Origin of the sequence: Sphingomonas sp. Sphisp66, assembly GCF_047324325.1 — a bacterium.
In the GTDB taxonomy this organism is placed as follows: Bacteria; Pseudomonadota; Alphaproteobacteria; order Sphingomonadales; family Sphingomonadaceae; genus Sphingomonas.
Genome location: NZ_CP168508.1, coordinates 785,646 through 806,978, shown reverse-complemented (window position 1 = coordinate 806,978; position 21,333 = coordinate 785,646). Strand labels below are relative to the sequence as shown.

General features: G+C 66.5%; 26 protein-coding genes. 2 read left to right on the top strand and 24 right to left on the bottom strand.

Features of this window, described 5'->3' with window-relative positions; translation table 11 throughout:
* Positions 1–27: 27 nt before the first annotated feature.
* From ACEN8G_RS04015 to rplQ, 6 genes are all read right to left on the bottom strand, one after another.
* Positions 28–1,074 (bottom strand): serine hydrolase domain-containing protein, encoded by a 1,047-nt coding sequence (locus ACEN8G_RS04015; RefSeq protein WP_413416065.1) that lies wholly within the window; start codon positions 1,072–1,074, stop codon positions 28–30.
* Positions 1,075–1,086: 12 nt separating this feature from the next.
* A complete protein-coding gene (locus tag ACEN8G_RS04010; protein WP_413416066.1) occupies positions 1,087–1,674 on the bottom strand; it encodes a hypothetical protein in 588 nt (195 codons plus the stop codon).
* A gap of 11 nt (positions 1,675–1,685) precedes the next feature.
* Positions 1,686–2,489 carry a hypothetical protein gene (locus ACEN8G_RS04005; protein ID WP_413416067.1) on the bottom strand — a complete coding sequence of 268 codons (804 nt, stop codon included), beginning with the start codon at positions 2,487–2,489 and terminating at the stop codon, positions 1,686–1,688.
* A 69-nt stretch (positions 2,490–2,558) separates the two neighbouring features.
* Entirely contained in the window at positions 2,559–4,697 is a 2,139-nt protein-coding gene (locus tag ACEN8G_RS04000) for a prolyl oligopeptidase family serine peptidase (RefSeq protein ID WP_413416068.1), read from the bottom strand.
* Between the two features lie 241 nt (positions 4,698–4,938).
* Positions 4,939–5,655 (bottom strand): hypothetical protein, encoded by a 717-nt coding sequence (locus ACEN8G_RS03995; protein ID WP_413416070.1) that lies wholly within the window; start codon positions 5,653–5,655, stop codon positions 4,939–4,941.
* 121 nt (positions 5,656–5,776) lie between these two features.
* Positions 5,777–6,199, bottom strand: coding sequence for a 50S ribosomal protein L17 (gene rplQ / locus ACEN8G_RS03990; protein WP_413416072.1), 423 nt, complete (start codon positions 6,197–6,199; stop codon positions 5,777–5,779).
* A gap of 288 nt (positions 6,200–6,487) precedes the next feature.
* Here rplQ and ACEN8G_RS03985 point away from each other — a divergent pair, with 288 nt between their 5' ends.
* Positions 6,488–7,120: a hypothetical protein gene (locus ACEN8G_RS03985; protein ID WP_413416073.1), complete on the top strand. Its 633-nt coding sequence runs from the start codon at positions 6,488–6,490 to the stop codon at positions 7,118–7,120.
* Positions 7,121–7,184: 64 nt separating this feature from the next.
* Here ACEN8G_RS03985 and ACEN8G_RS03980 read toward each other — a convergent pair whose 3' ends face one another.
* The 9 genes from ACEN8G_RS03980 to rplO form a co-directional block, all read right to left on the bottom strand.
* On the bottom strand, positions 7,185–8,252 hold the full coding sequence (locus ACEN8G_RS03980; protein WP_307118137.1) for a DNA-directed RNA polymerase subunit alpha: 1,068 nt from the start codon (positions 8,250–8,252) through the stop codon (positions 7,185–7,187).
* A gap of 101 nt (positions 8,253–8,353) precedes the next feature.
* Positions 8,354–8,743 (bottom strand): 30S ribosomal protein S11, encoded by a 390-nt coding sequence (gene rpsK / locus ACEN8G_RS03975; protein ID WP_010545745.1) that lies wholly within the window; start codon positions 8,741–8,743, stop codon positions 8,354–8,356.
* A gap of 15 nt (positions 8,744–8,758) precedes the next feature.
* A complete protein-coding gene (gene rpsM / locus ACEN8G_RS03970) occupies positions 8,759–9,127 on the bottom strand; it encodes a 30S ribosomal protein S13 (protein WP_413416074.1) in 369 nt (122 codons plus the stop codon).
* A gap of 510 nt (positions 9,128–9,637) precedes the next feature.
* Positions 9,638–10,324 carry a response regulator transcription factor gene (locus tag ACEN8G_RS03965; RefSeq protein WP_413416075.1) on the bottom strand — a complete coding sequence of 229 codons (687 nt, stop codon included), beginning with the start codon at positions 10,322–10,324 and terminating at the stop codon, positions 9,638–9,640.
* Between the two features lie 389 nt (positions 10,325–10,713).
* Positions 10,714–11,229 carry an SRPBCC family protein gene (locus ACEN8G_RS03960; RefSeq protein WP_413416076.1) on the bottom strand — a complete coding sequence of 172 codons (516 nt, stop codon included), beginning with the start codon at positions 11,227–11,229 and terminating at the stop codon, positions 10,714–10,716.
* 28 nt (positions 11,230–11,257) lie between these two features.
* Positions 11,258–12,277 carry a polysaccharide deacetylase family protein gene (locus tag ACEN8G_RS03955; RefSeq protein WP_413416077.1) on the bottom strand — a complete coding sequence of 340 codons (1,020 nt, stop codon included), beginning with the start codon at positions 12,275–12,277 and terminating at the stop codon, positions 11,258–11,260.
* Between the two features lie 296 nt (positions 12,278–12,573).
* Positions 12,574–13,227: an adenylate kinase gene (locus tag ACEN8G_RS03950; RefSeq protein ID WP_307118132.1), complete on the bottom strand. Its 654-nt coding sequence runs from the start codon at positions 13,225–13,227 to the stop codon at positions 12,574–12,576.
* A 33-nt stretch (positions 13,228–13,260) separates the two neighbouring features.
* Positions 13,261–14,622, bottom strand: a complete 1,362-nt coding sequence (gene secY / locus ACEN8G_RS03945) for a preprotein translocase subunit SecY (protein ID WP_413417274.1) — start codon at positions 14,620–14,622, stop codon at positions 13,261–13,263.
* Between the two features lie 165 nt (positions 14,623–14,787).
* Complete coding sequence (gene rplO, locus ACEN8G_RS03940) at positions 14,788–15,339, bottom strand: 50S ribosomal protein L15 (RefSeq protein WP_413417276.1); 552 nt, start codon at positions 15,337–15,339, stop codon at positions 14,788–14,790.
* A 187-nt stretch (positions 15,340–15,526) separates the two neighbouring features.
* Between rplO and ACEN8G_RS03935 the strand changes: the two genes are divergently transcribed.
* Positions 15,527–17,224: an ATP-binding protein gene (locus ACEN8G_RS03935; protein ID WP_413417278.1), complete on the top strand. Its 1,698-nt coding sequence runs from the start codon at positions 15,527–15,529 to the stop codon at positions 17,222–17,224.
* A gap of 260 nt (positions 17,225–17,484) precedes the next feature.
* On the opposite strand, the gene rpmD is transcribed toward ACEN8G_RS03935, so the two are convergent.
* The 9 genes from rpmD to rplN are packed head-to-tail and all read right to left on the bottom strand — an operon-like array spanning position 17,485 to position 21,288.
* The gene (gene rpmD, locus ACEN8G_RS03930; RefSeq protein ID WP_044333362.1) at positions 17,485–17,664 is read right to left on the bottom strand and encodes a 50S ribosomal protein L30; all 180 of its coding nucleotides are present in this window, start codon (positions 17,662–17,664) and stop codon (positions 17,485–17,487) included.
* Between the two features lie 6 nt (positions 17,665–17,670).
* The gene (gene rpsE / locus ACEN8G_RS03925; protein ID WP_413417280.1) at positions 17,671–18,402 is read right to left on the bottom strand and encodes a 30S ribosomal protein S5; all 732 of its coding nucleotides are present in this window, start codon (positions 18,400–18,402) and stop codon (positions 17,671–17,673) included.
* A 2-nt stretch (positions 18,403–18,404) separates the two neighbouring features.
* Complete coding sequence (gene rplR, locus ACEN8G_RS03920; protein ID WP_184170695.1) at positions 18,405–18,764, bottom strand: 50S ribosomal protein L18; 360 nt, start codon at positions 18,762–18,764, stop codon at positions 18,405–18,407.
* Entirely contained in the window at positions 18,764–19,297 is a 534-nt protein-coding gene (gene rplF, locus ACEN8G_RS03915) for a 50S ribosomal protein L6 (RefSeq protein WP_307118127.1), read from the bottom strand. The genes rplR and rplF overlap by 1 nt, the downstream gene beginning before the upstream one ends.
* Entirely contained in the window at positions 19,297–19,692 is a 396-nt protein-coding gene (gene rpsH / locus ACEN8G_RS03910; RefSeq protein ID WP_086128654.1) for a 30S ribosomal protein S8, read from the bottom strand. Before rpsH ends, rplF begins: the two co-directional genes overlap by 1 nt.
* Positions 19,693–19,703: 11 nt before the next feature.
* Positions 19,704–20,009 (bottom strand): 30S ribosomal protein S14, encoded by a 306-nt coding sequence (gene rpsN / locus ACEN8G_RS03905; RefSeq protein WP_137861460.1) that lies wholly within the window; start codon positions 20,007–20,009, stop codon positions 19,704–19,706.
* Positions 20,010–20,028: 19 nt separating this feature from the next.
* Positions 20,029–20,610, bottom strand: a complete 582-nt coding sequence (gene rplE, locus ACEN8G_RS03900) for a 50S ribosomal protein L5 (protein ID WP_277768561.1) — start codon at positions 20,608–20,610, stop codon at positions 20,029–20,031.
* The gene (rplX, locus tag ACEN8G_RS03895) at positions 20,603–20,920 is read right to left on the bottom strand and encodes a 50S ribosomal protein L24 (RefSeq protein ID WP_307118126.1); all 318 of its coding nucleotides are present in this window, start codon (positions 20,918–20,920) and stop codon (positions 20,603–20,605) included. The genes rplE and rplX overlap by 8 nt, the downstream gene beginning before the upstream one ends.
* Complete coding sequence (rplN, locus tag ACEN8G_RS03890) at positions 20,920–21,288, bottom strand: 50S ribosomal protein L14 (RefSeq protein ID WP_086128650.1); 369 nt, start codon at positions 21,286–21,288, stop codon at positions 20,920–20,922. The genes rplX and rplN overlap by 1 nt, the downstream gene beginning before the upstream one ends.
* Positions 21,289–21,333 lie beyond the last annotated feature (45 nt).

Genomic DNA, 21,333 nt, shown 5'->3' with positions numbered 1-21,333 from the left:
CCCCCAGGGGGCAAGGGCGGCGGGAGATTATTCTGGGGGAAGCGCTGCGATGCGGCCGGCAATCTCGCTCAGCCGCCCCTGCGCGGTGTCGCTGGCCTTGTTGGCGAGCAGGATCACGCCGAGCTTCTTCTCGGGCCAGACCATCATCGCGCTGGCGAACCCCCAGGTGCCGCCCGAGGTGCGTAGCACCCTGCCGCCCTCCGGAAGCTGCGAGACGATCCAGGTGAGACCGACCCAGGTCTGCTTGTCGAGCGTGAACCAGCTTCCCTTGTGGCTCAGCGCCACCGCGGGATCGCCTTCGTCGAGCTGGAGCGCGGCGTAGCGCAGCATGTCGGCGGCGGAATAGCGATAGCCGAACTGGGCACGCGGCAGCACCGCGGTTGCCCGCCCTTCCCCGTCATAGCCGCTCGCCTCGCCCTTCGCCGCGAAGCCGAGCGGCCGCTCGATCTCCTGCGTGAGGATCCGGTCATAGGGCATGCCGTAGATTCGCTCGAGCGCGACGATCAGCAGCTGCGCCGCGACATTGGAATGGGCGACATTCTCCCCCGGCTTGCTGCCCGGCTTGACCGCGCGCAGATCGGCGAGGAACTGCGCCTTGCCATAGGCCTCAAGCGCCTCGGCATGCTTGAACCGGCCGGGATCGGGATCGAGCTTCGACAGGTCGGGCAGATTGTCGGGCAGGCCCGCGGTCATGTTGGCGAGATGGAGCAGCCGCACCGGCTCGCCTTCGAAGGCGAGCCCGGGATAGTCGCCATCCAGATAGGTGCGGACATCGTCTTCCAGCCGCGCCTTGCCCGCCAGCACCGCGCGGGCGAGCAGCAGGCCAGTCATCGTCTTGGAGATCGAGCCGATCTCATAGGCGGTATCCGCGGTCGGCCGGGCACCGCTCTTCACCGCTTCCCCGAAACTGTAGAAATGCGTCTTGCCGTCGCGCAGCACGCCGATGATCAGCCCGACACCCTTCTCCTCCGCGAGGAACTTCTCGCCCTCCGCGCGGACGGCGGCATCGAAGCCCTGCGCCGACGCCGCGACCGGCGCCAGCGCGAGCATCATCCCGATCAGGGTGCGCAGCACGGCGCCACCTGCCTATGACGCCTGCAGATCGTCGATCGTGACGACGGGCTCGCTGCCCCGCCGCAGCGAGCAGCGGAAGCCGTGGCTCTGCTTGTTGGTGTCGCGATAGCTGTTGGCCAGCTCGATCTGGCCCTTGATCACCCAGCTCTTGCCGTTCCACACGGTGCTGGTGACGTTCGAGACCCGCGCCAGCCGGGCATGGCGCTCGCCCAGCGTCTCGGTCTCCATCGCACAGCGGTCCGCGGCGGCGTCTTCGTCATAGAGCCCGTCGAAGCGCGCCGAATCGGGCGCTGGCGTCTCGGCAATCGGGCCGCTGCCCGGCTGGGCGGGCTCGCCATAGCGGCTTTCCTCGACCGGGCCGGTGTCGATCGGCACGCGCTCCTCGGCGGGGGCCACGTCGTGCCCCTTCTTCTTGCCGCTGGAGATCAGCGCCAGCACGCCGCCGACAACCAGGCCGCCGACGATCGCATCGCCCAGGTCGAACTTGTCCTTCTTCACTTCGCGCGACGGGCGCCAGCGCTCCTGCGCCTGCGCCGGCACTGCCAGCCCGGCCATCGCCACCGCGCCGGCCGCGACGCCCACAAGCTTCAGAACCGTCATGCCGCCCTCCGTTACTTTCGTGGAAGGAGAATTATGCCCGCGAGTCTGTCTTGCGGCTGAATGGCATTCAAATGGGGGCGGGTATGCCACAGGACGATCGACTGATCGACGTCCACCGACATCAGCCTGCCCATCGGCAGCGTCTCTCCCCCCGCCCGCTTGTAGCTGTCGGGATCGTCGACGATCGTCACACGAACCTGGAGATCGCCTGAGCCGAAGATGCTGTAACAGGCCAGTCCGGCCACCGCCGGGCAGGATTCGATCGAGGAGATCGGCGCTGTGGCGAATTCTCCCAGCACCTCGGCGCAGGGCCGTTTCTCGATCTGCGACAGATTGCAGCGGATCTTCGCTTCGCCTGCCTGCGCCACCCGTACGGCGCGGAGCAACGCGCGATAGCCTCCCATGGCCAGCTTCTCGTCGTCCGCCCGGAAGAAACGCTCGTCGTAGCGGTCGAGCCTGGAGCAGGCGCCGTGCCACATGTCCCGGCGCTTCCCGGGGGCATCCTCCTCCTCGGGCGCCTCTTCCGCCGGAAGCGCGAGGAAGAGGAAACGCTTCTCGCTGTCCAGGCCATAGGCCCGCATCGGCGTGTCGGCGTCGGGTTCGACTTCCCGCGGATCAGCCGGCGCCAGCCGCATCGTCACCTGGTCCGAACGGCAGAGATTCGGCACTTTGGTGGGATAGGCGGGCGTGTCGAGCCACACGTCCTCGAGCGGGCGCGCCGGCGTCTTGCGGGTGCGCCGGTCCTCCTTGTGGAACATGCCCCAGAGCTGGTTGCGCAGCTGCGCGTCGGTGACCGAGGGCTTCTGGCTGCGCACCTCCCGTCTGCTGCGCCGCGGCCGGAGCCGCGGCGCACAGCGCGCCCGTCAGGGCGAGCGCGCGGACGATCACCTGGTCTTCACCGTCAGGCCGGTCCACTTCGCCGTGAAGGCCCAGAGGTCCGCCGCCTCGTCGATGATCTTGTCAGTCGGCTTGCCCGAGCCATGCCCGGCACGCGTCTCGATGCGGACGAGGTGCGGCTTGTCGCCGATATCGGCATGCTGGATCGCCGCGGTGTACTTGAAGGTATGCCCCGGCACGACGCGGTCGTCGGTGTCCGCCGTGGTCGCCAGGATCGCCGGATAGGCCACGCCCGACTTGACGTTATGGTACGGCGAATAGGCGTAGAGCGTCTTGAAATCGGCCTCCTTCGACGGATAGCCGTAATCGTCGACCCAGTAGCGGCCCGCGGTGAACCGGTCGAAGCGCAGCATGTCCATCACGCCCACCGCCGGCAGCGCCGCGGCGAACAGGTCGGGGCGCTGGTTGACCACCGCGCCCACGAGTAGCCCGCCGTTCGAGCCGCCCTGGATCGCCAGCTGGTTCCTGCCGGTGACGCCTTCCTTGATCAGATACTCGCCCGCCCCGATGAAGTCGTCGAACACATTCTGCTTGTTCGCCAGCCGCCCGCCGTCATGCCACGCCTTGCCATATTCGCCGCCGCCGCGGATGTTGGCGAGGACGAACACGCCGCCCTGCTCCAGCCATGCCAGGCGCGAGGACGAGAAGCTCGGGCCGTAGGAGACGTTGAAGCCGCCATAGCCCCAGAGCAGGGTCGGCGCCGGGCCGGTGGTGGTCGCCTTGCGGACGATGAACAGCGGCACCTTGGTCCCGTCCTTCGACGCGAAGAAGCGCTGCTCGACCTTGTAGTCCTCCGGCTTGAAGTCGAGCTTCGGCCGCGCCCAGGGCGTGCTGACCCCGCTCGCCATGTCGTAGCGGTAGATCGTCGTCGGCTCGTTGAAGCTGGTATAGGAATAGAAGGTCTCGGCATCGTCCGGCTCGCCGCCGAAGCCCGAGGCGCTGCCCACGCCCGGCAGCTTGACCGGGGCGAGCGCGCTGCCGTCGAGCTTGTAGCGGCGCACCTCGGTCTTGGCGTCGACCAGATAGCTGGCGACCAGCGTGCCGCCGACGATCGCGGCGCCTTCCAGCGTCGCCTTGTCCTCGGGCACCAGCTCGGCCGTCGCCAGGTCCGCCGAGGCGACGTCCATCGTCACGATCTTGTGCTTCGGCGCGCCCTTGTTGGTCACCCAGTAGAATTTGCTGCCGACATTGCCGGCCAGGCCCCAGCTGTTCTCCAGCGCCGGGATGATCACCCGGGGCTTCATCGCCGGGTCCTTCAGGTCGATCAGCGAGATCCGGTAGCGGTCGTCGGTGCCCTCGCTGGTGGTGATCACCATCCAGCGCCCGTCATCGGTGATCTGGGCATAGTGGCTCCAGCTCGGATGATCCGGCGTCTCGTAGACCAGCCTGTCGGCGCTGTCGGGCGTGCCGAGCTTGTGGAAGTAGATCTTGTGGTTCTCGTTCAGCGCCTGGAACTTGGCGTCCGCCGCGACGTCCGGGTAGCGCGAATAGAAGAAGCCGCTACCGTCCTTGGCCCATACCGCCGCCAGGGTGAACTTCATGCCGTGGACGCTGTCGCCGGTCTCCTTGCCGGTGGCGACGTCGAGCACCTTTCCGATGCGCCAGTCGGTGCCGCCGTCCTGGATCGCGTAGAGCAGGTACTTGCCATCCTCCGACGGCGCCCATTCGGAAAGCGCGGTGGCGCCGTCCTTCGACCAGCCATTGGGATCGATCAGCACCCGGCCCTCGCCATCGAGCTTGTCGCGGACGAACAGCACCGCCTGGTTCTGCAGGCCGCTATTGTGCATGTAGAAATAGCGGCCGCCCTTCTTCTGCGGCACGCCGAAGCGCTCGTAATCGAACAGCTGCTTGATCCGCGCCTTGAACCAGTCACGGCCCGGCAGCGTGGCGAGATAGGTGTTGGTCACCTGGTTCTCGGCATCGACCCAGGCGGCGACTTCCTTGTCGTTCCGCACGTCGTTCTCGAGCCAGCGATAGGGGTCCGCCACCTTCACCCCGAACTGCTCCTCCACCACGTCGACGCGGCGGGTTTCGGGATAGGCAAGCTTGGTCACTTTGGTCTCCGGCTGGGTCTGGGCGAATGCAGGGGTCGCAAGAAGCAGGGAAAGGATGAAAGAGCGGCGCATGGGGCCTCCGAATGGCGAATGCCCCTAGGCTAGCGCCCCCTCGCCGCCGCTCAAGCGAAACCGAGCACCGATGTCTCCGAAACGGCCCAGGCCAGGGCGCCGAGGACGGGAGCGAGCGCCACGCCGGCCGAAAGCCAGGCGCCGACATTGGAATGGGAATGGTTCCTGTTCATGCAGCAGATGTGGGGAGCCGAACCCGGCGCCGGGAGGGAAGGAAAAACTTTCCGTCCGCGAAACGAAGCTAGAGGCGGATCGCCTGCAGCGCCGCGATCTGGCGGCGGACATCGGCGAGCAGGTCGTCGCGCAGCCGGTCCGGCGAAACGCGCGAGGGCGCCACGCATTCAACCAGAGTCATCGATTGCTCGAGATCCACGTCGGCTCTGACGATCGCATAATGGTGGCGATAGGCGGTGCCCGGCAGGCTCGCCTGGAACCGGCGGACCGCGTCGAGCGCGGGAGCGAGTATCCCGGCGTCCGCAGCTGTGCCGGAGAGCGGGCATTGCGGCTGCACTGCGGTGACCAGCTTGCGGACGAGCGCGCGATACTCCGCACTTCGGGCAGGGATCGGCTCCTGCACCGGCACCTGGTCGAGGCGCGGCAGCAGCTTCCAGAGCTCGGCCAGGTGGCCCGCGACCTTCTCGCGGATATCGCCGTCGCTCCGGCAGCTCGGTTGAAAGCGGGCGTCCGCCCGCGCCACCGCGAGCTGGAAGGCGGCGCCGGTGGTTCCCAGCCGGTCTTCGAATGCCTTGACCGCCGCGCGCTCGGGTGCAAGCCGCTCAGGGCGGTCGATACCGCACGCGGGCGCGTCGAGCGCGGCATAGAGCTCCCGCGCGGCCAGGCGGAACCGGGCACTCTCCTCGGTCTCCACCACCGTCCTGGCGATTGCCGGGGCTTGCTGCCGCTCGGCCGCCCTGTTGCCCGGCATGGGCGCATCGCACCCCGCCAGCAGGGCGAGCATCATTGTAGCCAGGATCGCTCTCACGCCCGGTCTCTATCCCCACGCGTCGAAGGCCACCAACGGAAAAGGGCGGCCGCACCGTGGTGCGACCGCCCTTCCCTATCTCGATGATCGAGGCCGATCAGGCGACGGCGTCGAAATCCTCGTCGGCCAGCACCGGGCCCGAATCCTGGCCCTTGGCCGAGACGTCGCGATCGACGAACTCGATGATCGCCATCGGCGAGGCGTCCGAAGCGCGCGGGCCGGTCTTGATGATGCGGGTATAGCCGCCGTTGCGGTCGGCATAGCGCGTCGCCAGCACGTCGAACAGCTTCACCAGCTGCGCATCGTCGAGCAGGCGGGCATGGGCCAGACGGCGGTTCGACAGGCCACCCTTCTTGGCGAGCGTGATCAGCTTCTCGACGTAGGGACGCAGCTCCTTCGCCTTGGCGACGGTGGTGGTGATCTGCTCGTGCTTGATCAGGGCGGCGCTCAGATTGCGGAACAGCGCAATACGGTGAGCCGAGGTACGTTGCAGCTTACGGCCGCCAACGCGATGACGCATGGTAACTTCCTTCCGTTCGTTCGGGGGCCGTATCAGGTACCCCGGACCAGGCAGCGATAAGGGCCGCTGCCCAAAACCCTGTGCGAATTTCGCGAAGGCGCGCCCAAAGCGGATTCGGCGGCCGGAGTCAAGCAAATCAGCACTTCCGGTCGCCAATGGCAGGGCCCATCGCTGCGACGGAACCCGGACAATGCTGCGACCAACCCGGCCCGGGCCCGGTTAGCGGCGCCCTCCCGCGGTGTATGATTGCAGCGCCACACCCGGCATGCAATCAAAGGAGTATCGGAAATGCGTAACCCCGTCCGCGGCGGACTGACCGTCGCGCTCGGCGCCGGCCTGCTGGCCTTCTCCCCCGGCGCTTCGGCCCAGAGCCTTGGCGACCTGGCCGGCGCGATCAAGCGCAATGTCGGCCGCAATGCCGGCGGGGAGGCCAGGTCGGCCCAGCCGCGCACCCCGGCCCGCACCGCTCAGGCCCCTGCCGCTACCACCACCGGCCCGGAGCCCTGGCCGGTCAATGTCGGCTCGCGTTCAATCGCGACGCCCTATGACTTCGAATTCTCGCCCGAGCTTGAAGCCAAGGGGAAGGCCTATCTCGAGTTCAGCAGGGTCGCCTGCACCGGCTGCGAGGGCGGCCGCAGCTACGACGCCTGGGCCAATCTGATCCTGGGCCTGAAGCTCGATGCCTGGCACAAGCAGATCGGCGAGACTGCGGTGGGCGGGACGCTGAGCTGGCGCGGCCAGATCAGCGACGGCAAGGTCACCGTGCTGAGCGACGCGCAGGTCGGCCCCTATCCCTGCAAGCAGGTGCGCTACACCCTTGTACGACGGAGCGACAAGGCCAGCGCCGAGCGGCCGGGGCTGTTCTGCTTCGGCAAGGCCAGCTCGTTCGCCGGCAGCCCCTCCTGGGTCGAGGCCCTCTGAACAAGCAGGAAGGGGCCGCCTCTCGGCGACCCCTTCCCTTTTTCCTTCGCGGTGATCGCAGGCCTTAGCCCATGATCTCCTGCTCGAGCTTCTTGGCCATCTCTTCGATGTTCTCAGGCGGCCAGCCCGGGATTTCCATGCCGAGGCGGAGACCCATCGACGACAGGACTTCCTTGATCTCGTTGAGCGACTTGCGGCCGAAGTTCGGCGTGCGCAGCATCTCGGCTTCGGTCTTCTGGACCAGGTCGCCGATATAGATGATGTTGTCGTTCTTGAGGCAGTTCGCCGAGCGGACCGAAAGCTCCAGCTCGTCGACCTTCTTCAGCAGGTAGCGGTTGATCTGCGACGCGTCGCCCGAGCCGCCCTCGGCCGGAGCAGCCGCAGCCGCCATGCCGATCGGAGCCGAACGGGTAACCGCCGAATCGTCGAAGTGGACGAACAGCGCCAGCTGGTCCTGGAGGATGCGCGCGGCGTACGCCACGGCGTCTTCCGGGGTGATCGTGCCATCGGTCTCGATCGACAGCGTGAGCTTGTCGTAGTCGAGCTCCTGGCCGACGCGGGTGTTCTCGACCTTGTACGAGACCTGGCGGACCGGGCTGTACAGGGCATCGACCGGGATCAGGCCGATCGGGGCGTCCGCCGGACGGTTCGACGCGGCGGGGACATAGCCCTTGCCGGTGTCGGCGGTCAGCTCCATGTTGAGCGTCGCGCCATCGTCGAGGTGGCAGATGACGAGATCGGGGTTCATCACCTCGATATCGCCCGACACGGCGATGTCGCCGGCCTTCACCTCAGCCGGGCCGGTGGCCGACAGCTGGAGGCGCTTCGGGCCTTCGCCCTGCATCTTGAGCGCGATCTGCTTGACGTTGAGGACGATGTCCGTGACGTCCTCGCGAACCCCTGCCAACGAGCTGAACTCGTGGAGGACGTTCTCGATCTTGATCGAAGTGACCGCGGCACCCTGGAGCGACGAAAGCAGCACGCGGCGCAGCGCGTTGCCGAGCGTCAGGCCGAAACCACGCTCCAGCGGCTCGGCTACGAAGGTCGACTTGCGCTTGGGATCGCCACCGGGCTTCTTCTCGAGGCCGTTGGGCTTCTTGAGTTCCTGCCAGTTCTTAGCGTTGACCGACACGGGCTTTCCTCATGTTGGGCGGGACGAGAGGCATATCCCACCAGGTATTTACTGCAAGACCGCGGACCCGCCTCTGGGCCCGCGGCAACAAGCAGGAATGATCAGACGCGACGACGCTTGGACGGACGGACGCCGTTGTGCGGGATCGGGGTCACGTCGCGGATCGACGTGATCTGGAAGCCGACCGCCTGCAGCGCGCGCAGCGCCGACTCACGGCCCGAACCCGGGCCCTTCACTTCCACCTCAAGGGTGCGCACGCCATGCTCGGCGGCCTTGCGGCCCGCGTCCTCGGCGGCGACCTGGGCGGCGTACGGGGTCGACTTGCGCGAGCCCTTGAAGCCCATCATGCCGGCCGACGACCACGAGATGGCGTTGCCCTGCGCGTCGGTGATGGTGATCATCGTGTTGTTGAAGCTGGCGTTCACATGGGCGACGCCGGCGGTGATGTTCTTGCGTTCGCGACGGCGAATGCGCTGCGGTTCACGTGCCATTGTTCGAGCCCTCCCTTACTTCTTCTTGCCGGCGATCGGCTTGGCCTTGCCCTTGCGGGTGCGCGCATTGGTGTGCGTGCGCTGGCCACGGACCGGGAGGCCCTTGCGATGACGGAGGCCGCGATAGCAGGCCAGGTCCATCAGGCGCTTGATGTTCATCGCGGTCTGGCGACGCAGGTCGCCTTCCACGGTGTAGCTGGCGTCGATCGCCTCGCGGATCTGCAGGACTTCCTGGTCCGAGAGATCCTGAACCCGGCGCTCGGCCGCGATGTTCAGCTTCTCGGTGATCTCCTTGGCCTTGGCCGGGCCAATGCCGTGGATGTACTGCAGCGCGATGACGACGCGCTTGTTGGTCGGGATGTTGACACCCGCAATACGAGCCATGAAATTTGTTCTCCCAGCTCCACGGGGTGCCGCATGGCAGCTCGCACCCCATCTCGTAGCGTTGACTTCCGAAATGCAGTGGCACGACGAACACGCCAAGGCGCCGCCGTGAAACCGATCTTTCGGAAGATGCGCGACATATGCGTCCGCCAACGCTGAGTCAAGCGCTGCGGGAGAGGCTTTCGCCGGAAAGGGACTCATACACCATCCCGCCTCCGCCGCCAAGCAGCCCGCTGGCGCACCGTCCCGGCATGCGACGCTCAGCCGAAGGATCGAGCGATTCATTGAATCTCTTGATACTCCTGCGTGTGCGCGAGGAGAGCCGGCGCCATGCCTTCAGAGAGCAGGCGAAGTCCTATTTTGCAATGTCTCGTCTACTCCCCTCCCTGCAAGGGAGGGGTCGAGGGTGGGTGGATGCACGCGATACGTCACCCGCTTCGCCTGGCATCACAGTATAGCCAGCCGCCGACCCACCCCTAACCCCTCCCTTCCAGGGAGGGGAGCTATTAGTCAGTCCACCGCCAGCCGATACCCCGCGCCGCGCACGGTGTGGAGGATCGGACGCTCGCCTTCCTCCAGCTTGCGGCGGAGGCGACCGATATGGACGTCGACCACATTGGAACCCGGATCGAAGCGGCAGTTCCAGACATGCTCGAGCATCATCGTCCGGGTGACGACCTCGCCGGCATGGCGGGCGAGATATTCGAGCAGGTGGAATTCGCGGGCGACCAGCGGCACCGCGCGCCCGGAACGTGCGACCGTGCGGGAAAGCAGGTCGATCTCGAGATCACCCACCACGATGCGGGTGGCCTGGGCCTCGCTCTCTGCCCGATCGACGCGGCGCAGCAGCGCAGCGACGCGCGCGCGCAGCTCGGCGAAGGAGAAGGGCTTGGCGAGATAGTCATCGGCACCGGCGGCGAGGCCGCCGACTTTGTCGTCCACCGTGCCGAGCGCGGAGAGCATGATCGCCGGGGTCCGCCGTCCCTGCTCGCGCAACAGGCCGAGCAGCGACAGCCCGTCCATGCCGGGAAGCATGCGATCGAAGATCCACAGGTCGAAATTGCCTGCCTCGGCCCGGGCCAAGCCGGTGCGGCCGTCTTCGCAGGCCTCGACCGCAAAGCCGGCATCGGCCAGCCCGCGCGTCACGAAGTCCGCCGCGGCGGCATCATCCTCAACGATCAGGATCCGGTGATTCATCCGTCGCTCCAGCGCGTCCGTCCGCTCCAAGAGAGGGTTGGCCGGCGAACAAGGGGGTGTCCGCCGGCCATTGCGTCGATGCCAGGGCAGCATCGGCGACTTCAGGGGGCGTGCGGCCGGTCCTGCGCTTCGGGCGACACCCGCCCCGCCGGGGCAGTGGCGGGGCGGGCACCCGGACAACGATCGCGGGGGCGGCGATCGGTCCTGAGCCGAAAAGCGCGGAGAGGCGGACCGCATGCTGAAGACCTCTGCGTGTGCCCGACGATCCCGCCGGCCACGGACTTCAGATACGATTGCCCCCTGCCCCGGGCGGTGACCGGCGCATGACAAAAAGGTAATGTTGATTCTGAATTCCTCCCCGAGTTCGCCTCAGGGAGGAATTTGCGTTCCTAACGCTCCGCCGCGGCCTTCAGCCTGGCGAGCTGGCCTGCGATCATGCCGTCGGCCGGCGCGGCGATCTTGCCCAGCCCCGGTCCGCCGGCCACCGCATAGGTGACGGTCAGCTCGGTCGACCTGCCGTCGGCGCCCGGCTTGAGCGCGAAGGTCATCACGCCGCTGGCCGGCATCGCCTGGATCGGCCCCAGCCCGCCGCCAAGGCGCAGCAGCTTGTTCGGCTGGACGAAGAGCACCCGCAGATGCTCGACGCTGCCGCCCTCGGCCAGCTTCTCGCAGAAGCAGCCGCCGGCCCGCGCATCCATCGAGAAGTTCGCGGCATCGCCCGACCAGCTATGTTCGGGGTTCCACCAGCTCGCAGGCGCGACCAGCGTCGCCCAGAGCCTGGCCGGCGATGCGGAGACCGCCAGCTTCTGCGTGACGGTGAAGCTGGTGTCGGTCGACGCAGTGACTTCGGCCGCGGCGGGCGATGCGGCGATCAGCGCCAGGGCGATCAGCGAACGGGTCCTCATATTCCCCTCCCCTCATGAAGCGGGAGGATCATAGCGCGCAGAGCAGCATTCCAGAAGCGGCGGCGACACGGCGCGGCACTTCGATCTCGATCCGCTCGGCCGCCTTGCGGGCGAGCGACAGGTAATGGAGCGTGCCGTCGAGATAGGCCTGGAACGCGCTGGCCGCGACATGCTGTCCATCGACGAAGCGGCGCAGCGCATAGGGGTTCGCCGCGGGTGGGTTGAGGCCTTCGCTTACCAGGGTGGCGGAGCGCACGCCGCTTGCGGCGAGCAGCGCCGGCGCGGACGGATGGAAGGTGCCGCTCGGGTAGCAGAAATGCTCCGGTGCCGCGCCGCCGGTCGCCGCCAGGATCGCGGCGCGGTTGGCCTCGATCTCGGGCACCAGCTGGCCGATACGGCCGGCGACGTCGATGTGGCGGTGTGTGTGGAGCTGGATGTCGAGCCCGCGCCTATGGGCGTCGGCGATCTCGTCGGGGCGCATCAAATGGAACTGGCGCTGCTCAAGCCATTGCTCGCCCACGCCCAGGGTGCGGCCATAGTTGCGCAGCGCCGCGAGCCGCTCCCCTTCCGGCAACGCCTCGATCCGGCGGATGACGGCACTGCGATCCTCCCCTGCCCGCCCAGATGCCGCGATGAGATAATCGATTGCGACATTGATCACCGGCAGGTCGCGGCCGGCATACCAGGTGGTGGCATAGAGCGTCGCGGGCAGGCGATGCGCTTCCAGCACCGGCAGCATGTGGCTGTGGGTCGAGGCCCAGCCATCGTCGATCGTGATCACCACCGCGGCGCGCGGCAGCCCGTCCACGGCGAGCCGCTCGACTGCCTCGCCGAGCGGCAGCACCGGCAGGCCCGTGCGGGCGAGCCGCGCCATGCGGGCGGCGAACATGCCGGGCGTCATGAACAGGCAGCTGCCGAACGGCGCGCCGGGGCCGAGCCAGAGGCCGTGATAGCAGAGGATGCGCAGCTGGCTGCCCGTCGCACGGCGGGCGAGCGCGGACAGGCCGGTGAGCCCGGCAGCTCTCAGCAATGCGCGCTTGGGCAGCATCCAGTGAAATCCCCCGCCCGGCCCTGGCTGGCCAGACTGGGGGATCGTCACACTCCGTGCTTAAGCAGGAGTTAGAGCAACAATATATTACAAAGGCTTAGGCATTGTCGGGAGTGGCCGTTCAGCTCCCCGGCGAAGGCCGGGGCCCAGTTGCAATGCCGGTCGAGAGGTTCGCGCGCGTCACCAGCTGCGCCGAGACTGGGCCCCGGCCTTCGCCGGGGAACGAGTAGAACAGAAAGGGCCGAGCATCGTGCCCGGCCTTTCCCAACTTCCAGCCCCCTACGAGGAGGGGTATCTCAGGCCTTGCCGTCGAGGATCGCGTCGATCTGCGCGCCGACCTCGGCGATGTCGGCCATGCCGTCGACCTTCCGCACCAGGCCCTTGGCCTCGTAGAAGGGCAGGATCGGCGCGGTCTTGGCGCGATACTCGGCCATGCGCGTGCGCACGGTCTCGGCATTGTCGTCCGGACGGCGCTTGAACTCGTGATGGCCGCACACGTCGCAAGTGCCCTCGACCTTGGGCAGCTTGAACTTGTCGTGATAGCCCTCACCGCAATTCGCGCAGGTGAAGCGGCCCTCGACACGCTCGACCAGCGCATCCTCGTTCACTTCGAGCTCGATCACGAAATCGAGCTGGCGGCCGCGCTCGCTCAGCAGCGTGTCGAGCGATTCGGCCTGGGCGGCGGTGCGCGGATAGCCGTCGAAGATCGCGCCCTTCAGCGTGTCTTCCATGTCCAGCCGCTCACCGATGATCCCCGAGACGATCGCGTCCGAGACCAGCTCGCCGGCATCCATCACGGCCTTGGCCTGGATGCCCGTGGGCGTGCCCGCCTTCACAGCGGCGCGCAACATGTCGCCCGTCGAGAGCTGGACCATGCCCCGCTCTTGCTCGAGACGCTTGGCCTGGGTGCCCTTGCCGGCTCCCGGCGGGCCCAACAGGATGATGTTCACTAAGCCTGTCCCCTCTTAGGCTCTGGGCCGCGCTTAACGCGCGCGACCCTTCAGCTTCGCCTTCTTGATCAGATCGCCATACTGGTGCGCCAGCAGGTGCGACTGGATCTGCGTCACCGTGTCCATCGTCACGTTGACGACGATGAGCAGGCTGGTGCCGCCCATCAGGAACGGAATGCTCATCGACGAGAACACCGCTTCGGGAACGAGGCAAATGACCGTCAGATAGGCAGCGCCGATCACGGTGATGCGGGTGAGCACGTAGTCGAAGTACAGCTCGGTGTTCTTGCCGGGGCGGATGCCCGGGATGAACCCGCCATAGCGCTTGAGGTTCTCGGCGGTCTCCTCCGGATTGAACACCACGGCGGTGTAGAAGAAGGAGAAGAAGATGATGCCGAAGCCGTAGAGCGCCATGTAGATCGGCGAACCGTGGCGCAGCCACGTGTTCAGGTTGATGATCAGGTCGCTCCACCAGCTCTCGCCCGCGGTCATGTTGCCGGCGAACTGGGTGACCGTCAGCGGCAGCAGCAGCAGCGACGAAGCGAAGATCGGCGGGATCACGCCGGCGGTGTTGAGCTTGAGCGGCAGGTGGCTGCGCTCGGCCTGGACGCCGCGGGCGGTCTGGCGCTTCGGATACTGGATCAGGATGCGCCGCTGGGCACGCTCCATGAAGCAGATGAACAGCACCAGCGCGGCCACGCCGACGATGATGATGATCAGGCGCAGCGGATCGATCGAGCCGGTGCGGCCGCTCTCGAACAGCTGGACGAGCGTGGTGGGCAGGCGGGCGACGATGCCGGCCATGATGATCAGCGAGATGCCGTTGCCGATGCCGCGATTGGTGATCTGCTCACCGATCCACATCAGGAACATGGTGCCGCCGATCAGCGAGATCACCGCGCCGATGCGGAAGATCATGCCGGGCTCCACCACGGGCTGCAGGCCCTGGCTGGCGCCGAAGGTCTCGAGGCCGACGGCGATGAAGTAACCCTGCACCGCGGTCAGCGCCACCGTGCCGTAGCGGGTGTACTGGTTGAGGCGCTTGCGGCCGCTCTCGCCTTCCTTCTTGATCGCATTCAGCGTCGGCGACAGCGAGGTCGCCAGCTGCACCACGATCGAGGCGGTGATGTAGGGCATCACGCCGAGCGCGACGATCGACATGCGGTTGAGCGCACCGCCGGTGAAGTTGTTGAAGAAATCGAGCACGCCGCCCTGGGTCTGCTGCGCGAGCAGGTTCAGCTGGGTGGGGTCGACGCCCGGAAGCGGCACGTAGCTCAGCATGCGGAAGACGATCAGCGCGCCGAGGGTGAACCACAGGCGCTTCTTGAGATCGGTAGCCTTGGCGAACTTCGCCAGGTTGATGCTGGAAGCAAGTTGATCGGAGGCGGAGGCCATGTCGTATTAGGTCCCGGAAACAGAAACGGCGGATGAGCGTCTCCGCCCCCCGCCGTTCATATAGGGTGTCCAACCCCTAGGGCAATCTGTCCCCGGCGAGACGCTGGGGACAAGTCGCCGAACGGCGTCATGCTTGCCCCGGCGCGAGGCCGGGGACCGGCATGGTTACGCCTTGGCGGCGGCCTTCTTGGCTTCCTTGTCGGCCGCACGCGCCTTCTGGACGACGCGGTGCTTGGCCTTGGCCTTCTCGGCAGCCGGCACGATCTCGGGGATCGTCACGCTGCCACCGGCCTTCTCGATCGCCTCGCGGGCGGTCTTCGACACGCCGGCGACGGTGAAGTTCAGCTTGGCCGAGAACTCGCCCTTGGCGAGCACGCGCACGCCGTCCTTGCCGCCGCGGGTCAGGCCCGCCGCGTTCAGCTCGGCCTGGGTGATGTCGGTCGCGGTCAGCTTGCCCGAATCGACTGCCTTCTGGATCGCGCCCAGGTTCACCTCGGCATAGTCCTTGGCGAAGATGTTGTTGAAGCCGCGCTTCGGGATGCGCATGTGGAGCGGCATCTGGCCGCCCTCGAAGCCCTTGATCGAGACGCCTTCGCGGCTCTTCTGACCCTTCTGGCCGCGGCCGGCGGTCTTGCCGACGCCCGAACCGATACCACGGCCGACACGGACGCGGCTCTTGCGGGCACCATTGTTATCGCGGAGATCGTTGAGCTTCATAATATGCACTCGCTTTCGCTTTTGACGCGCTGATGGAAAAGGAAGCGGGGCCCATAGCGGCGCAGGCAGGCTTTGTCACCCCCGTTTTCACTGCCGCCGCGGCGGCGCGCGGGTACCAACGCCCGCGCCGCCATTCGTAGAAGATCGAACTTGTCGCCCTTCCCCCGGCGAAGGCACAATGGCGGCGATGAAGAATCTCCTGGCCATCCTGCGTCTGCCATCGGCACGGATCGTCGTATCCGGAGCGCTGCTCTTCGTCATCATCTCCTGGGTCGCGGTGATCTGGCAAATCCGCGAAGACCACAATCTGGCCGTGCAATCGGCATCGCGGGAGAATCGCGACCGCGTGGTCGCCTTCGAGCAATATGTGCGCCGCACGCTCGAGGTGGCAGACCTCGCCACGCAGTATCTCGGCGAGCGCTATGGCGCGCTTGTCGACAAGGGAGACCACCGCAAGCCGCAGCTGATAACCCTGCCCAGCTATTTCGGCCCGATGATCACCGGCGCCGAGATCGCCGACCGCGATGGCCACATCCTCTTCACCACCAAGCAGCGCGGCCCGGTCAATGTCCGCGAAAAGCGCGTGTTCCGCGAACTGCAAGACGCCCCCGGGATCGCCCGGGCGATCTCCAATCCCAGCGAACCGGAGGGCTCGAAGGAAGCCGTGCTGCTGATCGCGCGATCCTGGCGCGATGCCCGCGGCGATTTCGCCGGCGCGGTGGCGGTCGATATCCCGACGGGTCGATTCGTCGATTTCAACGCCGGCCTGCATTACCGGCCCCAAGACCTGATCTCGATCATCTCGCTGCGCGGCATGACGCTGGCCCGGCGCGAAGGGCAGACGGTGAGCTGGGGACAGGACCTCAAGGATACGCTGGTGATGCAGCGCCAGAGGGCCGATCCCAATGGCGAATATTGGGGGCCGAGCGCGATCGACGGCAAGCGCCGCCTGTTCAGCCACCAGCGGCTGGACAGCTATCCGATCTTCGTCACCTCCGGCATCGGCGAGAGCGACATATTGGGGCCGGCACGGCAGCGGGCGCGCTGGTTCCTCGTGCTGGCCTCCACGCTGACCCTGATGGTGGTTGCCCTGCTCGCCCTCTATTTCCGCCATGTCGACAAGCAACAGCAGGCACAGCACCGCTTCGACGTGATCCGCGACGAGTTCGCCCATAGCGCACGCGTGTCGTCGCTCAGCGAGATGGCCGGCGGCCTGGCGCATGAGCTCAACCAGCCCCTGGCAGCCGCCTCGAACTTCCTCTCGGTCAGCGAACTCATGCTTAAGCGCGACGGCGATGGCGACCGGGAGGCCGTGCAATTGCAGATCCGCCAGGCACGCGGCCAGATCTCGCGCGCCGGCGACATCATCCGGCGGATCCGCGACTATCTGGCGAAGGGCGACGCCGACCTGCGCATCGAGCCGATCGACGATGTCATCCACGACGCGATCGAGCTGGCGCGCGGCGCCAAGGTCGCCCCTTCCGCGCGGATCACCTATTCCGGCATGCAGCCGCCCGCCCATGCGCTGATCGACCGGATCCAGATCCAGCAGGTGCTGGTCAACCTGATCCGCAACGCCGAGGACGCGATGGCCGCGCTTCCTCCCGAGCGGCGCGCGATCCGGATCAGCTGCTCGGCCGCGTCGGAGGATTTCCTGCGCATCAGCGTCGAGGACACGGGTCCCGGCATTCCCGATGCGGTGTTCGACAAGTTCAACATGCCGTTCATCTCGACCAAGGCCGCGCAGGGCCTGGGCATCGGGCTGTCGATCTGCCGCAGCATCATCGACGTGCATGGCGGCGAGCTGAAAGCGGAGAACCTTTCCCGCGGCGCGATGGTGAGCTTCACCGTGCCCCGCGATCCCACGTTGCGCGCGGCGGCGTGAGGCTTGTGCTGGCGGGTGCCCTGCTGCTCGGCATGAGCTGGCATCGTCCGCACGCCGCCACCACACCCACCGTTCATCCTGAGTAGGGGCTGAGCCTGTCGAAGCCCCGTATCGAAGGACGTCCTTCGATACGCCATCTCGACGAGCTCAATAGCTACTCAGGATAGCCGGTTCCAGGTTGATCCGTCCGCGTCCGCCCAAACGAAAAGGGGCGACAGTCGCCTGCCGCCCCTTCTCAATCTTGCCGGGTGGCGAAGGCCTTAGCCCTCGAGCACCTTCACCATGTGCGGCAGCTTGCGGATCATGCCACGGACTTCCGGGCTATCCTCGAGCTCGCTGACCTTGTGCATCTTGTTGAGGCCCAGGCCGATCAGCGTCGCGCGCTGATCCTTAGTGCGGCGGATCGGCGAACCGATCTGCTGGATCTTGATCTTCGCCATGATCGATTACTCCGCGATAGCCGCAGCGTCCGCCTCGGCGGTCTGCGAACCACCGCGGCCGAGCAGGTCGGCGATCTTCTTGCCGCGCCGCTGGGCAACCGACTTCGGCGAAGTCTGCTCCACCAGCGCCTCGAAGGTGGCGCGGATCATGTTGTAGGGATTCGAAGTGCCGACCGACTTGGTCACCACATCGGCAACACCCAGCGATTCGAAGATGGCGCGCATCGGGCCACCCGCGATGATGCCGGTGCCCTGCGGCGCCGAACGCAGCGTCACGCGACCGGCACCGAAGTGGCCGTTGCCGTCGTGATGCAGGGTGCGGCCTTCCTTGAGCGGAACGCGGACCATCGTCTTCTTGGCAGCGGCAGTCGCCTTCGAGATGGCTTCCGGCACTTCGCGCGCCTTGCCATGACCGAAGCCGACCCGGCCCTTGCCGTCGCCCACGACGACCAGCGCCGCGAAGCCGAAGCGCTTGCCGCCCTTCACGGTCTTCGAGACGCGGTTGATGTGGACCAGCTTCTCGATCAGCTCCTCGCCACCGTCCTCGGCGTTCTGGCCACGACGGTCGTCGCGACGACCGCGGTTGCCGTCACGGCCGCCGCGGCCACGATCGCCACCGCCGCCCGGGCCGCCACGGCCACGGCCACGGCCACGACCCTGCTGCTCCTGGGGAGCACCGGCGTCCTGGGCTTCGAAGCCCGCGCCCTCTGCGGGCGCCTGGTTGTTTTCGTCAGCCATTCTCAGAACTCCAGCCCGCTCTCACGAGCGGCATCGGCCAGCGCCTTGACGCGGCCATGATAGAGGAAGCCACCGCGGTCGAACACGACCTGGGTGATGCCGGCGGCCTTGGCGGCCTCGGCAACACGCTTGCCGACGTCCTGGGCGGCCTCGATGGTCGCACCGGTCTTGCCGCGCACGTCCTTGTCGAGGGTGGAAGCCGCGGCAACGGTCTTGCCGGCGGCATCGTCGATCACCTGGGCATAGATGTGCTTGCCCGAGCGATGGATCGAAAGACGCGGACGACCACCGGCACGCGCACGAAGCGCAGTACGGTTGCGGCGACGACGCTTCGCGAAAAGCGAGAGACCCTTGGTGCTGATCACTTCTTCTTCCCTTCCTTACGGAAGATGAACTCGCCGTCGTACTTGATGCCCTTGCCCTTGTACGGCTCGGGCTTGCGCCAGCGGCGAATCTCGGCCGCAATCTGGCCGACCTTCTGCTTGTCGATCCCGGAGATCTCGACCGTGGTCTGATCCGGGGTCTTGATCTCGATGCCTTCCGGCACGTCGATGTTGACGTCGTGCGAATAGCCGAGCTGGAGCTTGAGCACCTTGCCCTGCGCAGCCGCACGGTAGCCGACGCCGGTGATCAGCAGCTTCTTCGAGAAGCCGGTGGTCACGCCGGTCACCAGGTTCTGCACCAGGGTACGCTGCATGCCCCAGAAGGCACGGGCGCGCTTGGTGTCGTTCGCCGGCTGCACCGAGATGCCGCCTTCGACGAGCTCGTAGCTGATCAGATCGGCCTTCGGGATCGAGAGGGTGCCCTTCGGGCCCTTCACCGAAACCTGATCGCCGTCGACAGTCGCGGTCACGCCCGCAGGGACGAGAACCGGCTTCTTACCGATGCGGCTCATCAGAACACCTCCGCCAGCACTTCGCCACCGACATTCTGCTCGCGCGCTTCCGCGTCCGAGAGAACGCCACGCGGCGTCGAGACGATCGTGATGCCGAGGCCGTTACGCACGCGGGGAAGCTCCTGGCTGCCCGAGTAGACGCGGCGGCCCGGCTTCGAGATGCGCGCGACGTGCTTGATCGCCGGCTGGCCCTCGAAATACTTCAGCTCGATGCGGATGCCCGCGGCGGGGCCCATCTGCTCTTCGCTGTAGCCACGGATGTAGCCTTCGCGCTGGAGCACATCGAGAACGCGCGCACGCAGCTTGCTCGCCGGCGTAAGGACGGAGTCCTTGCGGGCGCGCTGGCCGTTGCGGATGCGGGTGAGCATATCACCCAGGGGATCGGTCACTGCCATCTTCGTGATCCTTACCAGCTCGACTTGGTGACGCCGGGGATGAGGCCCTTGTTGGCCAGATCACGCAGCATCACACGAGCGAGACGGAACTTGCGGTAGTAACCGCGGGGGCGGCCGGTGAGCTCGCACCGGTTGCGAATGCGGGTCGGGTTGCCGTTGCGCGGCAGCTCGGCCATCTTGAGACGCGCGATGAGACGCTCGGTCTCATCGAGGCTCTCGTCATTCGCGATCGCCTTGAGCTTCGCATACTTGCCGGCGTACTTCTTCACCAGCAGCTTGCGACGCTCGTTCTTGTTCACGGAACTCAGTTTCGCCATGACTTAAGTTCTCTTTCCTTTACGCGGCCTTGGCTTCGCCGTCCGCATCCTGCGGGAACGGGAAACCGAAGAGACGGAGAAGCTCGCGAGCTTCCTCGTCGGTCTTCGCGGTGGTGGTCACGATCACGTCCATGCCGCGGATCTTGTCGACCTTATCGTAGCTGATTTCCGGGAAGATCAGCTGCTCCTTGAGACCGCAGGCATAGTTGCCACGGCCGTCGAACGACTTCGGGTTGAGGCCACGGAAGTCGCGAACGCGCGGCAGCGCGATCGTGATGAAGCGGTCGAGGAACTCGTACATGCGCTCGCGGCGAAGGGTGACCTTCGCGCCGATCGGCATGCCCTCGCGCAGCTTGAACTGCGCGATCGACTTCTTCGCCTTGGTGATCACCGGCTTCTGGCCCGCGATCAGCTCCATTTCAGAAGCGGCCTGCTCGACCTTCTTCTTGTCCTGGGTGGCTTCGCCGACGCCCATGTTGAGCACGATCTTCTCGATCTTCGGCACTTCCATGACGTTCTTGTAACCGAACTTCTCGGTCATCGCCTTGGCGATGGTCTCGTCATAGAGCTTGCGCATGCGCGGCGTGTAGGAATCAGCCATTGATGACCTCCCCGGTCTTGACGGCGACACGGACCTTCTTGCCGTCGCGCTCCTCGAAGCGGACGCGGGTCGGCTTGCCGTCCTTGGTCACGTGCGCGACCTTGGAGATCGCCAGCGGCGCTTCCGAACGCTCCAGGCCACCCTGCGGGTTGGTCTGGCTCGGCTTGCGGTGACGCACGGCGACGTTGATGCCCGAAACGACGACCTTGCCGTCCTTGGGCAGCGACTTGACGACTTCACCGGTCCGGCCCTTGTCCTTGCCGGACAGGACGATGACCTGGTCGCCCTTCTTGATCTTGGCAGCAGCCATCACAGCACCTCGGGGGCGAGCGAAATGATCTTCATGAAGCCCTTCGAGCGCAGCTCGCGGACCACCGGGCCAAAGATACGGGTGCCGATCGGCTCCTCGTTCTTGTTGACCAGGACGGCAGCATTGCCGTCGAAGCGAATGACCGAGCCATCGGCGCGGCGGACGTCCTTGGCGGTGCGGACGATGACGGCACGGTGCACGTCACCCTTCTTCACCTTGCCGCGGGGAGCAGCTTCCTTGATGCTGACGACGATGACGTCGCCCACGGAGGCGAAGCGACGCTTCGATCCGCCCAGCACCTTGATGCACTGCACCCGCTTCGCGCCGCTGTTGTCAGCGACGTCGAGATTGGACTGCATCTGGATCATTGATCCGGTTCCTTCTCGTTTGGCCTTCCGGGACCTGCCCGGGGG